General features: G+C 69.1%; 14 protein-coding genes and 1 riboswitch. Of the genes, 8 read left to right on the top strand and 6 right to left on the bottom strand.

Annotated elements, in window-relative coordinates; translation table 11 throughout:
* Nucleotides 1-454: 454 nt before the first annotated feature.
* The 4 genes from ACWEWT_RS31340 to ACWEWT_RS31325 all read right to left on the bottom strand — a co-directional run bounded on the left by ACWEWT_RS31340 (nucleotide 455) and on the right by ACWEWT_RS31325 (nucleotide 5,563).
* Nucleotides 455-1,042, bottom strand: a complete 588-nt coding sequence (locus ACWEWT_RS31340) for a TetR/AcrR family transcriptional regulator (protein WP_452564410.1) — start codon at nucleotides 1,040-1,042, stop codon at nucleotides 455-457.
* Nucleotides 1,043-1,075: 33 nt separating this feature from the next.
* Nucleotides 1,076-2,605 (bottom strand): MFS transporter, encoded by a 1,530-nt coding sequence (locus tag ACWEWT_RS31335; protein WP_452564408.1) that lies wholly within the window; start codon nucleotides 2,603-2,605, stop codon nucleotides 1,076-1,078.
* 236 nt (nucleotides 2,606-2,841) lie between these two features.
* Nucleotides 2,842-4,125: a cytochrome P450 gene (locus tag ACWEWT_RS31330; RefSeq protein WP_452564406.1), complete on the bottom strand. Its 1,284-nt coding sequence runs from the start codon at nucleotides 4,123-4,125 to the stop codon at nucleotides 2,842-2,844.
* A 265-nt stretch (nucleotides 4,126-4,390) separates the two neighbouring features.
* Nucleotides 4,391-5,563: an aminoglycoside phosphotransferase family protein gene (locus ACWEWT_RS31325; RefSeq protein WP_452564404.1), complete on the bottom strand. Its 1,173-nt coding sequence runs from the start codon at nucleotides 5,561-5,563 to the stop codon at nucleotides 4,391-4,393.
* A gap of 284 nt (nucleotides 5,564-5,847) precedes the next feature.
* Here ACWEWT_RS31325 and ACWEWT_RS31320 point away from each other — a divergent pair, with 284 nt between their 5' ends.
* On the top strand, nucleotides 5,848-6,063 hold the full coding sequence (locus ACWEWT_RS31320; RefSeq protein ID WP_452564402.1) for a FitA-like ribbon-helix-helix domain-containing protein: 216 nt from the start codon (nucleotides 5,848-5,850) through the stop codon (nucleotides 6,061-6,063).
* A gap of 10 nt (nucleotides 6,064-6,073) precedes the next feature.
* Here the strand turns inward: ACWEWT_RS31320 and ACWEWT_RS31315 are convergent, their stop codons facing one another.
* Nucleotides 6,074-6,685, bottom strand: coding sequence for a TetR/AcrR family transcriptional regulator (locus ACWEWT_RS31315; RefSeq protein WP_452564400.1), 612 nt, complete (start codon nucleotides 6,683-6,685; stop codon nucleotides 6,074-6,076).
* Nucleotides 6,686-6,753: 68 nt separating this feature from the next.
* Here ACWEWT_RS31315 and ACWEWT_RS31310 point away from each other — a divergent pair, with 68 nt between their 5' ends.
* The 4 genes from ACWEWT_RS31310 to ACWEWT_RS31295 all read left to right on the top strand — a co-directional run bounded on the left by ACWEWT_RS31310 (nucleotide 6,754) and on the right by ACWEWT_RS31295 (nucleotide 9,676).
* Nucleotides 6,754-7,353, top strand: coding sequence for a peroxiredoxin-like family protein (locus ACWEWT_RS31310; protein WP_452564399.1), 600 nt, complete (start codon nucleotides 6,754-6,756; stop codon nucleotides 7,351-7,353).
* A complete protein-coding gene (locus ACWEWT_RS31305; protein ID WP_452564397.1) occupies nucleotides 7,350-7,961 on the top strand; it encodes an ATPase in 612 nt (203 codons plus the stop codon). Before ACWEWT_RS31310 ends, ACWEWT_RS31305 begins: the two co-directional genes overlap by 4 nt.
* Nucleotides 7,962-8,028: 67 nt before the next feature.
* Nucleotides 8,029-9,066: a flavin-containing monooxygenase gene (locus ACWEWT_RS31300; protein ID WP_452564395.1), complete on the top strand. Its 1,038-nt coding sequence runs from the start codon at nucleotides 8,029-8,031 to the stop codon at nucleotides 9,064-9,066.
* Nucleotides 9,067-9,139: 73 nt separating this feature from the next.
* On the top strand, nucleotides 9,140-9,676 hold the full coding sequence (locus ACWEWT_RS31295) for a hypothetical protein (protein ID WP_452564394.1): 537 nt from the start codon (nucleotides 9,140-9,142) through the stop codon (nucleotides 9,674-9,676).
* Between the two features lie 21 nt (nucleotides 9,677-9,697).
* On the opposite strand, the gene ACWEWT_RS31290 is transcribed toward ACWEWT_RS31295, so the two are convergent.
* Entirely contained in the window at nucleotides 9,698-11,113 is a 1,416-nt protein-coding gene (locus ACWEWT_RS31290) for an aminotransferase-like domain-containing protein (RefSeq protein ID WP_452564393.1), read from the bottom strand.
* Here ACWEWT_RS31290 and ACWEWT_RS31285 point away from each other — a divergent pair.
* The 3 genes from ACWEWT_RS31285 to ACWEWT_RS31275 all read left to right on the top strand — a co-directional run bounded on the left by ACWEWT_RS31285 (nucleotide 11,112) and on the right by ACWEWT_RS31275 (nucleotide 12,920).
* Nucleotides 11,112-12,137: a DMT family transporter gene (locus tag ACWEWT_RS31285; RefSeq protein WP_452564391.1), complete on the top strand. Its 1,026-nt coding sequence runs from the start codon at nucleotides 11,112-11,114 to the stop codon at nucleotides 12,135-12,137. The two genes, ACWEWT_RS31290 and ACWEWT_RS31285, sit on opposite strands and share 2 nt — an antisense overlap.
* A 56-nt stretch (nucleotides 12,138-12,193) precedes the next feature.
* A riboswitch (guanidine-III (ykkC-III) riboswitch) is annotated at nucleotides 12,194-12,260 on the top strand.
* 10 nt (nucleotides 12,261-12,270) lie between these two features.
* Entirely contained in the window at nucleotides 12,271-12,585 is a 315-nt protein-coding gene (locus ACWEWT_RS31280; RefSeq protein WP_452564389.1) for a DMT family transporter, read from the top strand.
* A gap of 2 nt (nucleotides 12,586-12,587) precedes the next feature.
* On the top strand, nucleotides 12,588-12,920 hold the full coding sequence (locus tag ACWEWT_RS31275; RefSeq protein ID WP_452564388.1) for a DMT family transporter: 333 nt from the start codon (nucleotides 12,588-12,590) through the stop codon (nucleotides 12,918-12,920).
* Nucleotides 12,921-12,992 lie beyond the last annotated feature (72 nt).

Here is a 12,992-nt window from a genome sequence, read left to right as displayed (position 1 = left end):
CGCGGGGTGGGGCCCTATTAACCCCGGTTCTTCACTCCTGCGCTCAGTCGCTGCGCTCCTTCGCTTCGTCGCTCCAGAACCGGGGCGGGCCCCACCTGTACGTGTTGACCATCCGGAGTAGACAGAGGGTGGGTCCGGATGCCGACCATCCGGAGTAACGGAACCAAGAGATCCGCATACCAAACCTCCTGATCAGCAGCAGAACATCGGGTCCGGGTCCGCATGCCGCCCGGACCCTCGCCGAAGGCGGCGCCGAAAACACAGCACCTTCACAAACAACCCCACATCCCCGCCCCCACGCGAGAGCCCGCACCTATCTTCACGAGCGGGCCCACATCCCACCCTCACCAGCAGACCCATCCCCGCCGTCACAGGGCGTACGCATCCCACACCACCAGCACGCCCACCTTCCCCACCCCCACCGGCGAACCCACCCACGGTCGAGGCAACCGACTCAGTGCCCCGCCCCGGACCTCTCGTGGTGAACCCCCAGAACCCGGGCGAGGACACCGTGCACATAGTCGATATCGGCGGGCGCGTTGTCGATGAGGATGGCGGTGCACAGACCGTCGGATGCCGCCACCAGCGCGGCGCCGGACGCCGGATCGTCGGTGAGCGTGGCGGCCAGCTCCGCCACGCTCTCGCGCCAGCGCCGGGCGACCGGGGCCAGCGCTGGACGACGGGCGGCCAGTGTGGACAGTTCCCGTTCGGCCAGGGCGCGTTCGCGCCCGGGTCCCGCGGATTCGGCGATCAGTTCGGCCAGGCCGCGGAGCTTGTCGCCGGCGCCGTCGATGATCTCGCGGATACGTGCGGTGTATCCGTCGGCGACACCGGACAGCGCCGCCACCAGTAGGTCGTCCAGCGTGGCGAAATAGTAGGTACTCAGGCTGGTGGTGATCCCGGCCTGTTCGGCGACGGTGCGATGGGTGACGCCCGCGGCGCCGTCCCGGGTGACGACGGCGAGAGTGGCCTCGATGATTTCGGCGCGGCGTTTGTCACCTCTGGCTTTGCGCCCATCGGTGGGCCGGGTCTGCTCGTCCATACACCCTCCTGCGCGTCAGCGTAGTAGAGCGGATCAGCGCTCGTCCGCTCCGGTATCCGCGCTCGCCCCCAACGGCCGGATGTGCCGTAGCGCCGCCAGGCACAGCACGCCCGCCGCGGCGATGGCGGTGCCCGCGACCACCGAAGCGATGTTCACACCGGTCGTGAATGTCTGCTGCGCGGCCCGCACGACCTCCGCGGGTACTCGATCGGCTACCGACAATGCGCCGCCGAGACTTTCGGTGAGTCGGTCCCCGACCTCCGGGGCGGCATTCGCCGGTACCGCTACCCGGGCGCTGTAGATCGCGGCGGTGAGGCTGCCGAGAACGGCTACACCGACGGCCATCCCGAGCTCTTGGACGGTCTCCGACAGTGCGGCAGCCGATCCGGATTTCGCCGGTGGCGCGGCGCCGATCACCATATCCGTGCCCAGGGCGGCTATCGCGCCGAGACCGAGATAGACGAACGCGAAGCCCGCGACCACCTGCACGGCGTCACCGGTGCCCGCGAGGGCCAGCAGTGCGTAGCCGATCACCGAGAGCCCGAGCACAACGGCCATGACCGTGGCGGGACGTATTCGCCTGGCGATCAGCGGTGCCGCGATGGCGGCGGCGAACATCGCCAGGGCGGGCGGACCCATCCACAGGCCCGCGGCGAACGGTGTATTGCCTTCGACGAGTTGGAGATACTGGGTGACCAGGTACATGGTCCCGCCGACTCCGATCAGTCCGATCAGCAGTACGGCAAGTGCCGCGGAGAGTGCGCGATTCGTGAACAGGGTGACGTCCAGCAGCGGGGAGGCCAGTCGACGCTGTCTGCGCACGAACGCCAGGCCGGCACCGACACCGACGACCGAGAGAGCCACCGTACCGAGTCCGGGACCGTCGGCGGCGGTGTGTTTGACCGCGTAGATCAACGGCAGGATGGCGGTCAGCGACAGGGCGACACTAACGAAGTCCAGTGGCCGCGCGCCCGGTTCGGCGTATTCGGGCAGCAGGGTCCGCGCCCCGACCAGCACGACACCGGCGACCGGGACGGCGAGCAGGAACGCCGCACCCCACCACAGGGCGCCCACCAGCGCGCCACCGACTACTGGCCCGGCAGCCATCCCGAGCGCGAACACGGTGGCCCAGATCCCGATCGCGAGTGCGCGCTGATGCGCTTCGGCGAACATGTTCGAGATCAACGACAGCGTCGACGGCATCAAGGTCGCCCCGGCGATGCCCAGGAGCGCTCGGGCCGTGATCAGGAGTTCGGCGCTGGGGGCGAAAGCGGCGAATACCGAGACCGCCGCGAACGCCGTCGTGCCGATCACCAGGAGCCGGCGCCGGCCGATCCGGTCGCCCAGCGTTCCCATGGTGATGAGGAATCCGGCGATGCAGAACCCGTAGGCGTCCATGATCCACAACGTCTGCGTCGCGGAGGGTTCCAATGCTTCGGCCATGCTGGGCAGAACCAGGTACAGCACGGTGACATCGAGGCCCAGCAGCATTGTCGGCAGTGCCAGCACTGCCAGGCCCGCCCATTCGCGTGCGCCCGCCCGCCGGGTCGCGACATCCGTCATATCGGCCTCCTCCACACAAGATATTTGAACGATAGTACAATTAGAACTAACGTTCAAATATCTGCGGACGGGGCCGCATACCGGGTGCCGGACAGCAACATCCGGCACTACGGAAAGGAGCGTGGAGGCCGCGACCTACTCACCGATCCCGCCGCGGGCGTCCGCGCGGCCCTGCGGCCAGCGCTGCCGGCCCGGCCGCAACGAGTTCCGGACCCGTTGCGGCCGGGCGCCTACGGTCAGGCGCGGACGGCGGGACGCGCGGAGGCGTCCGCGTAACCCGGTAGCGGCGTACCGGGCGGGAAGGTCACCGGCAGCCCGGCCAGCGAGCGGTGGAACGGACCCGGCCGCCAGACCGGTTCGCCGTCGGGGAAATCGGCGCGCATCTCCGGCAGGGCGTCCAGTAGCTGGTCGATGGCGCCTTCGGCGACCATATAGGCCAGCGACTGGGCGGGGCAGGCATGCGGCCCCAGACCCCAGGCCAGATGAGCGCGGTTACCCGTCAACTCGTTGGTCCGGATGGCGGGATCGTTGTTGCAGGCGGCCATGCTGATCACCACGGGCTGGTGCGCGGGCAACCACACATCGTCGAGCAGAATGGGCATCCGCGGATAGGTGATGAGCAGATTCGCCAGCGGCGGATCGTTGAACAACACCTCGTCCAGCGCGTCCCGCGAGGTCAGGTTGCCGCCGAGCACGCTGCCGCCGAATCGTTCGTCGGTGAGGATCAGCAGCAGCGTATTGACGATCAGGTTCAGTTCGAACTCGATCCCGGTGCCGTACACCTGCGAGACGTGATGGGACACCTCCTCCTCGGTCAGCTCGACCGGATGCTGGAGCAGTACCGAGGTGATATCGGTGCTCGGCGACTCTCGTTTGAGCAGCACCAGATTCATCAGCGCCTCGCCCAGCATCCGGCTGCCCGCCTCGGCGTCCACCCCCTCGAGCAGCGCGGCGGTCCCGGCCGCGACCTGCTGGCCGATCTCGGGCGGGCAACCGAGCAGATAGTTGATCACCTGGAACGCCAGCGGGAACACGTACTGCTGGATCAGTTCCGCCTGGCCGTCCTGGCAGAACGAGTTGATCAGCGGTCCCGCGATGTTCTCGACGACCGTGTGGATCGCGTACAGATCCACTTCGTCCATACTCGCGGTGATGGCCTGGCGGTAGCGCGTGAACTCCTGACCGGCACAGCGGCTGGCCATCGGACGCCATTCCAGCAGCGGCAGGATCGGGCATTCGGCCGGAATATCCTTCTGCCAGATCCGGGGGTCGGCGGGGAACCGGTCCGGATCGTTGAGTACCCGCAAGGCGGTGCTGTACCCGATCACCAGGGTCGCGGGCACGCCGGGCGCCAGTTCGACCGGCGCCAGCGATCCGTACCGGGCACGCAGCTCGCTGTACACCCGGTGCGGGTCGGCGGCGAATTCCGGCAGGTACAGCGGCACGCGCGGATCGTCGGAATCGATCGGCGAACCGTGCACATGGGCTTGTGCCTGTCTTCGGTGGTCCGAGGTAGTCAAGAACGAACTCCATGCCGTCTGGTTGTGGGGCCGCTGGTTTTCCACCGGCCGATTCGCGGTTCGAGTCTCCTCCTGCCGAAATATCCGACTCGACCCGGAACCAGGCGATGGTACGACATGGTCATTACAACTGATCGATTTCGAATCATGTTGTACGGCCGTTCATTTCACGATTTCGTAGGACTAGTCCGCACAATTCCGAATTATCGCGTACATACGCGGCAGCCGGGCTCGACGCATCGAAAGCCCGGCCCCGCAATACTTCTCAGACCTCCAGCGCCTCCAATGACCGGTTGTCGTCGATAGCCGAAGTGATCCGCCGCAGCAGCGTCAGACAGGTTTCGCGCGACTGCATCTCGGGCTGATACGCGGCCCGGCCGATGGTGAACGCCCACGCCGCGTACGCGAACATCGACTGCTGGCGATAGATGAGCCAGGCATCCTCGAAAGCGGGCGCCGCGCCGCCCGCCCGGGCCAGTTCCTCCAGATAGGCCCGGAGCAGATCCTCGGCCCAGGCCCGGCGATCCTCCGGTTCACATCCGGAGTTGACGGTGTAAGCGAAATCATGCCCCCAGCCGCCGCGCATCACGACCTGCCAGTCCACATATCCCATCCGCCCCTCGGTCGTCCGGTAGGTCTGGCCGATATGGGGGTCACCGTGCAGCAGCGTATGCGGCAGCGCGGTGGTGGCCAGGTCCACGGCGCGTTCGACCCCGGCCCACAGCCGGTCCGCCTGGCCCTGCAGATTCTCCGGAACCACTTCGGCGGCCCGTTCCAGTCCGACCGCGCAGCGGGTCTTCATATCGATCGCCGCCAGATATGCCTGCAAGGCCTCGTTGGTGGTCTTGAGCACCTCGATCGACGGGTCTTCCCAGAATGTGCCGTGCAACCGGGCGAGATTGCGGACCAGATCCTCCATCTCAGCACGGCCGATCGGGGCGGTCGGTTCGCTGAACACCGCGCCGCGCGTCGCGGCGATATCCTCCATGAGCGCGATCGACCGCCAGGACGCCGCATCCGATGCCCCCCAATAGCCCAGCGGTGCCTGGATTTCCAATTTCGGCCGGAAATCCCGGAAGAACCTGGTCTCGCCGTCGATCATCTTGCCGCCACCCAGCAGAATGCGCTGGCTCAGCGAGGTCGTGGTCTTGGCGAACAATGCCGTCGGCAGCCCGGCAGCCCGGCCCGCCTCGTTGTACTCCACCCGGATGGCCACCCGCGTGGAAGTACCGCTGCTGCCGCCGGTCGTCTCGAAGGAGAGGACCTCGGCGCCCGGGGTCTCCCGGCAGAGCACCGCGGTCAGCCAATCCGTGGTGAGCGCGGCGCCGGACGCGGGCACATCGTCGATCGCGCGGGCCCGATGACCGGTGAGTTTCTCGCCGACGATATGCGCGCCCACTGCGACGAGCCGGCCGAGCAACCAGAGTTTGTGATTCATTTCCGCCTCACTTTCCGGATGCGCGCGAGACCACGCGCACCGTGCCGAACCGTCCGGTCCGGACTTTTCCATCGCACCGACGATCCCCGATCTTGCGCCATATTCTCAGTGCCGGAATGACTTTCGGCCGATTACTTTACGGAGCGCGCATATCGGAACGCTCGGCCGGTCCGCCCGGCCGCCGGATTCGGCGATATCAGAACGAGACGCCCCCGGCGCCGGAAGTTTGCCGGGGCGGGAAATATAATCGGGATACCGACCACTGTCGACGAAAGACGCCCACCATGGTGACGCTATCTGTTCGACATGTACCGGACGCGGTGTACCGCGCCCTGCGGATCCGTGCGGTCAACCACGGCCGCAGTACGGAGGCGGAGATACTCGCCATTCTCGAGGAAGTCGTGACCCGCTCCCCGGAGCGGGCCCGGCTGGGCTCGGTCCTGGCCGGCGAGAGAACCGAAGAGGGCGCGGACGACCCCGCGGACGAGCACCCGCGGTAACCCTCGCGGATCAGCCCGCGACGAGGCCGCGCAGCACGATATCGAGCCCGCGGCCGAACTCCTCGTCCGGCGATACCGATCGCGCGTCGCTCGCGGTAGCGGCGAGAAAGGGGAACTCCTGGGCCGGGAGTTCCGACATGGTGATCGTGCCCGGCCCCGACAGCGCCGCGTAGTACTCGTTCTGCAGGAACCCGAGCAGGTAGCCGATCAGCGTACGTTGCGCGACCACCCGGTCGGCGCCGGTGAATCCGCCGTCGGTGAGTACCGCGAGCATGGTGTCGATCAACCGTAGCGATCCCGGCGCGGCCTGCCGGTGGCGCAGTACCAGCGGTACCGCGGCGGGATGTTTCGCGACCGCGACACGCAACCGCTTCATCAGGACGCGGACCCGGTCCGCCCAGTGCGCCGCGGGCAGGGCGAGATCGACCGACCGGAAAACGTGATCCACCACCAGGATCTCCAGCGCCTGCCGGTCGGCGACGTACCGATACAGCCCCATGGTGGCCATTCCGAGTTCCTTGGCGACCGCACGCATGGTCAGCGCGGTGAATCCCTCGCGATCGATCACCGCCAGGGCAGCACCGACCAGTTGGTCGTCGGTGAGCGAACGGGGTCTGGGCACGGATTGACAGCGTACTGGTTACGCGCATACTGAAACGTAAGCGTACTTAGTACTCCAAAGGAGAGATCGTGTCGCCACCGAATCCGGTACCCGCCCGCACCCTCACCACCGTCGCCGGCGCGGAACTCCCGATCCCCTGGTCCCGGGGGCTGCTCCACCTGCAGTTCCGGCGTTTCGCCGGATGTCCGGTCTGCAATCTGCATCTGCGTTCGGTGGTGACCCGGCTGGACGAGATACGAGCCGCCGGCATCCGGGAGGCGGCCGTCTTCCACTCCACCGCCGCCGAACTGCGCAAGTACACCGCCGAGCTACCGCTGGATGTGATCGCCGATCCGGAGCGGGTGCTCTACCGCGAATTCGGTGTCGAATCCGGCGGGCGGGCCCTCCTGGACCCGCGCGGATGGTCCGCCATCGCACGAGCCGTGGGCACCGAACTGGCCGCGACCGGGCGGCGTGCCGGTCGCCCGGCGCCGCCGAGCCACCCCGCGGGCGGCCGGCTGGGCCTGCCCGCGGATTTCCTCATCGCCGCGGACGGCACGGTGCTCGCCGCGAAGTACGCGGCCCATATCGACGATCAGTGGTCGGTCGACGAGCTGCTCGCCCTGGCCGCCGGTCACGACCGCGCGAGAACACTCGCATCCGCACTCCCGAAGGAGAACCGATCATGATGACCCTCGAGATATCCGTCGCCGGCCGCGCCCTCGACGCGGCGGCCGAACGCGACCTCGCCGAACGCGTACTGGCGACGCTCGCCGCCGCCGAATCCGCACCGGACGAGACCATGCGCCGCGCGCGCGAATTCACCCATGTACTCATCGGACAGCCGCGCACCTGGGTGACCGGCGGCCCGGAGATCGAAGCCGCGCCACGCTATCTGGTCCGGCTCACGGTGCCGCAGTCCTGGAGCAACGACCGCGACTTCGGCCGGTACATCATCCCGATGATCACCGACGCCGTCGCCGCGACCGAACCGGATCCCGGGCGACTTCGCCGCGAACCCCACTGTGTGGTGCAGATCGTCGGTCTGCGCGAACATTGCGTCGGCACGCTCGGCCGGTCGACCACGAGCACCGAACTCACCCGCCTGATGACCCAGGACTTCCGCGATTCCGGGCGGCTACCGGAAGCCCCCGAGGGCTGCGCGATCGATCCGACCTGCGGAATGGTGGTGGAATGGGCCACTGCCCAGTTCACCATGACCCACGAGGGCGTCGACTACGCCTTCTGCGCACCGTCCTGCCGGAAGGTCTTCGCCGAGGACCGCGCCGCCGGCTGAGCCACTGCCCCCGGCATCGGAAATCCGATTGGCACAGCCTGCCCGAAATGTCACGATCGCGAACATCATGAGTACTCCAGCGATCATCATCGGCGCCGGCCAGGCCGGTATCGCGGCCGCGTTCGCACTGCGGGACAGCGGGTTCGACCCGCAGATCCTGGAGGCGGGATCCGATACGGCCGGATCCTGGCCGCAGTACTACGAGAGCCTGCGCCTGTTCACGCCCGCGTGGATGAACGCCCTGCCGGGTCTGCCCTTCCCCGGCGACCCGTACCGCTACCCCGGCCGCGACGAAGTCGCCGGATACCTGCGGGCCTGCGCGGCCGAGGTCGACGGCGAGATCCACCCCGGCCGTCGGGTCGGCTCGGTGACCCGGGCGAACGGCGGCTATCGGGTCCAGACCACTACCGGTGCGGAGTACACCGCACCGGTAGTGGTCTCGGCCACGGGCAGTTTCGGCGAACCGCACCGACCGCCGCTGCCGGGCCCCGGCTATACCGGCGAGGTCCTGCACGCGGCCGACTACCGCTCCCCCGCGCCGTTCGCCGGGCACCGGATCGTGGTGGTCGGATCGGGCAACTCCGCGGTCCAGATCGCCGTCGAACTGGCGGCCGTCGCCCAGGTGACGCTCGCCGCCCGCACACCGCCGCGCTACGCCACGACCGAACCGATACCCGGCGATTCCCGCTTCTGGCGCGTACTCTCGGCCGCCGCACGGCTACCCGCCGGCCGGCTGTTCCACAGCGGCTCGATCCCGGTCATCGATACGGCGGGATACCGCGCCGCGCTGGACAGTGGAAACCCCGCGGTACGGCCCATGTTCACCGGCGCGGACGGTACTGTCCTGCAGTGGCCCGGCGGATATCGCGCACAGGCCGACACCGTACTGCTGGCCACCGGATACCGACCGGCCCTGCGGTATCTCCGCGGCCTGGTCACCATGGACGACAACGGATTCCCCGCACATCACGGTGGGCTGTCCACGGACTGTCCGGGATTGGCGTTCCTCGGGCTGGAATACCAGCGGACCATTCTCTCGGGCACCGTGCACGGCGTGGGCCGTGACGGCCGGCAGCTGGCGCGGCGGCTGGCCCGGTATCGCTGAGATCGGCCTACCGCCGCACTCGGCTCGCTACTGTCGTATCCCATACATCCACCACCGGCCCCTGGGAGCACCTTTGCCTCGTGTACGAAAGTTCGTCACCGCAGTCCTCGCCCCCACCACCGCGGTTCTCGCGGCGGCCGCGCTCGTGACGGCCGGCGCCGGTACCGCGGCAGCCCAGCCCCCGTCCTCCACCGATATGACCTGCGGTAGCGCCAATCCGCTGCCGTGGGCACCACCGTTCACCTGGCAGATCCGAGCGAGCTCCGGCGCGAGCCTGCCGCCCGGCGGCTCGGTTCTGGAACCCTCACTACTGCTCAGCGGCGGCAACGATCTACCCGACCCGCCCGCGAGCCTGTTCCCGATCTTCGGCACCACCCCCTACGGCACCCGCGTCCAGGTCGACTGGCACAACGAGACGACCGGCGCCTCGGGTACGGCGTTCAGCGATGAGGAGATGCTGAAGCAGAAGCCGGGTATCCCGGTGAACCGGGCCTGGCCCGGCGTCGGCACGGTGTCGTTCACCGTCACCGCCCGGACCGGCGGCGGCTGGTGGTTCCTCAACCCCCAGGCCGCGGTGTGCCGCGGCACCGTTTCGATCCGGCCGGCCTGAACCACTCCGGCAGCATCCGCGCTATCGCGGATGCTGCCGGGCCAGCGCCCGCCCGATGATGCGCGCGCCGTCGCCGAAGGCACCGGGGTTCGGGCCGGAGTAGTTCAACCGCAGATAAGCGCCCGGCGGTTCGGCGGGAAACCATTCGTCGCCGGGGGCGACGATCGCCCCCTCGGTCTCGCAGTCCCGGACCAACTGCGCCAGATCGGTGTGCTCGGGCAGCCGGGCCCACAGGTTGAGCCCGCCCCGGGGCACCAGTTCCGGAACCACACCCGGTGCGAACTCGCGCAGCGCGGTCAGCAGCAGATCCCGGCGGTTCGCCAGTCGCTGCCCGAGCCCACGCAGATGGGTGTGCCACCCCGGCTGGGTCACGATATCGAGCGCGACCGCCTGGAGCAGGCCGCTCACATACATCGATTCGGCCTGCGCGTCGGACAGGATGCGGTCGCGGGCCGGCCCCCGCGCGACGACGGCGGCGATCCGGACCGAGGGCGATACGCTCTTGGTCAGCGACCGCAGGTAGATCACATGTCCACTGTCGTCCCGCGCGGCCAGCGGGACCGGCGCCGATTCGATCCCGAAATCGTGCGCCCAGTCGTCCTCGATGAGGAACGCGCCGTGCTCGCGGACCACCTCGAGCACCCGCTCGGCCGCGCGCGGAGCCCACTGGGCACCGGTCGGGTTGGCGAAATGGGGTTGCGCGTAGAAGGCCCGCGCGCCGGTCTGTTGGAAGGCACGGACCAGTTCCTCGGGCCGGGGGCCGTGCGGGCCGCTGGGCACCGGCACCACCCGGACTCCGGCCCGCTCCGCGGCCAGCAGCGCACCCCAATAGGTCGGCGATTCCACCAGCAGCGGCCGGCCCGGGCCCACCAGCGCCTGGAAGGTCGTGTTCAAACCGCTCTGACTGCCGGCGAAGACGATCACGTCACTCGGCATCGGCGGCATCACCGCGGCCGGGGCCACGGTCGCCAGTTCGGTCGCGAACCAGGCCTGGAGCTGCGGGAGACCGGCGGTCGGCGGACGTTCGAGCACCGCGTCGCTGCGGGCGGCCCGGGTGAAGGCGGCCCGGACCAGGCGCACGGGGAGCAGATCGCGGTCCGGGTAACCGGAGTGCAGCGCGATCTTGTCGTTGGGCACGGTGCGCAACGATGAGAACATCCGGGCCCGCCGACCGCTTCGGATGCCGAGAGCCGCTGTCTGCCAACCGTAATCGGCCGGGCGGGCGGTACGGACCGCCCGGACGAAGGTCCCCACGCCCGGCCGGCTCTCCACCAGCCCCTGGGCGACCAGCGCCCGCAGGGCCTTCTGCACCGTGACCGGGCTCGCCGTGTAGCGCGCCACCAGAGTGCGGGTGGAAGGCAGTTTCGAACCGGAAGGGGCGGTCGCTATCCAGTCACGAAGATCCGCCACGATCCGAGAGCTGCTATCGTCGGACATGAAGGAACATAGTAGCGCTACTCGAAATCGGCGCGCACCGCTATCCCCCGCGCTGGTCGGGCCGGCCTGGGGACTGCTCGGGGTCGCCGCGTTCTCGCTCACTGTCCCGCTGACCCGGATCGCCGTGGCCGACGGGGGAATGTCACCGCTGTTCATCGCCTGTGCGCGCGCCGTGGTCGCGACCGTCCTCGCCGCCACCGCGCTGGCGATCACCCGGCAGCCGTTGCCCGGCCGGCGGCAATGGATCCGGCTGGGCGTCGTCGCGGGCGGCGTGGTCGCGGGCTTCCCGCTACTGACCACATTCGCCCTCACCACCACGTCCGCGGGCCACAGCGCGGTGGTGATCGCGCTACTCCCGGCCGCCACGGCGGTGCTGGCGGTGTGGCGCGGCGGCGAACGACCGCCCCGCGCGTTCTGGTGCACCGCCGCGGCGGGAGCGGTGGCGGCCGTGGGTTTCGCCGCCTACCGCGGCGGGGGTTTCGCCGCGCCGGGCTGGGCCGATCTACTGCTGTTCGGCGCGGTCGGCGCGGCCGCCGCCGGTTACGCCGAAGGCGGTCTGCTGGCACGCGAACTCGGCCCGTGGCAGACCATCTCCTGGGCACTGGTGCTGTCCGCACCGGCCATGCTCGCGCTCAGCGGTGTGGCGATCGCCGCGCAGCCGCCCACGGGATCACCGGCCCAGTGGGCATCGTTCGCCTACCTCGGTGTGGTGAGTATGTTCCTCGGCTTCCTGGCCTGGTATCGCGGACTCGCCCACGGCCCGATGGCACAGGTCAGCCAGATCCAGCTGGTCCAGCCGGTACTGACGCTCAGCTGGGCCGCACTGCTCCTGCACGAATCGCTGACCTGGCCCACGGCGGCGGGAGCGCTCGCGATCATCGCCTGCGCCGGGATCGCCGTCCGCACCCGGCTCGGGCGATCCGCACCCGCCGCGGCGACGGGCGCTGAACCGGATACCGAAGCCAGCGCGCGGCACCCGCAGCGATCACCGGGCCGACCGGAGACCGTACCGGCGCCCCGGTGAAGGTGGTGGTTCCGCTCACCACCGGGAATCCCGCACCGGCACTGTACGTTGGAGGGGTGGAGTCCGGCGATCGGGCTCGCGGACGAGGGAGCAGTACCCGCATCGCGACAAGACTGACTCGAAAGGGTTCGTCATGTCCTGGCTCGTCCTACTGCTGTCGGGAGTGCTGGAGGCCGTCTGGGCCGCCGCGCTGTCCGCGTCACACGGTTTCCGTCGTTGGAAACCCACCGCCCTTTTCGTCGGCGCCCTGATCCTGAGTATGGCCGGTCTGGCCTGGGCGATGATCGATCTGCCGACCGGTACCGCGTACGCGGTATGGGTCGGCACCGGTGCCACGCTGACGGTCGTATGGGCGGTCGTCACCGGGCGGGAGCGCGCGGGTACCGCCCGGATCCTGCTGATCTCCCTGCTCATCGTCTCGGTCGTGGGCCTGAAGGCGGTGAGCTGACCATGGCGTGGATCATTCTGCTGGCCAGCGCCGTCTGCGAGGCGGTCTGGGCGACCGCGCTCGGACGATCGGCCGGGCTGACCGAACCGGTGGCGAGCGCCGTCTTCTTCGTCGCGCTGGCGGCGAGCATGCTCGGGCTGGGCCGGGCGGTCCGGGATATCCCGATCGGCAGCGCCTATGCCGTCTGGACCGGCGTCGGCACCGCGTTGACCGTCGCCTATGCCATGGTCACCGGCGCCGAGGCGGTCACCGTCGCGAAGCTCATCTGCCTGACCGGAATCGTCGTCGCGGTCATCGGGCTGGAACTCGTCCCGCACGGAGACACCGACGAGTAGCCGGATTCTCCGCGCGGTGGCATCGTCACCGCGCGGAGACCCGGCAGCCGGCCCGCCGTCTCGTTCCGCATT

The sequence above is a fragment of the Nocardia sp. NPDC003963 genome, from assembly GCF_053605105.1.
The sequence above is the reverse complement of the archived record's forward strand: the minus strand, read 5'-3'. Positions and strand labels throughout refer to the sequence as shown.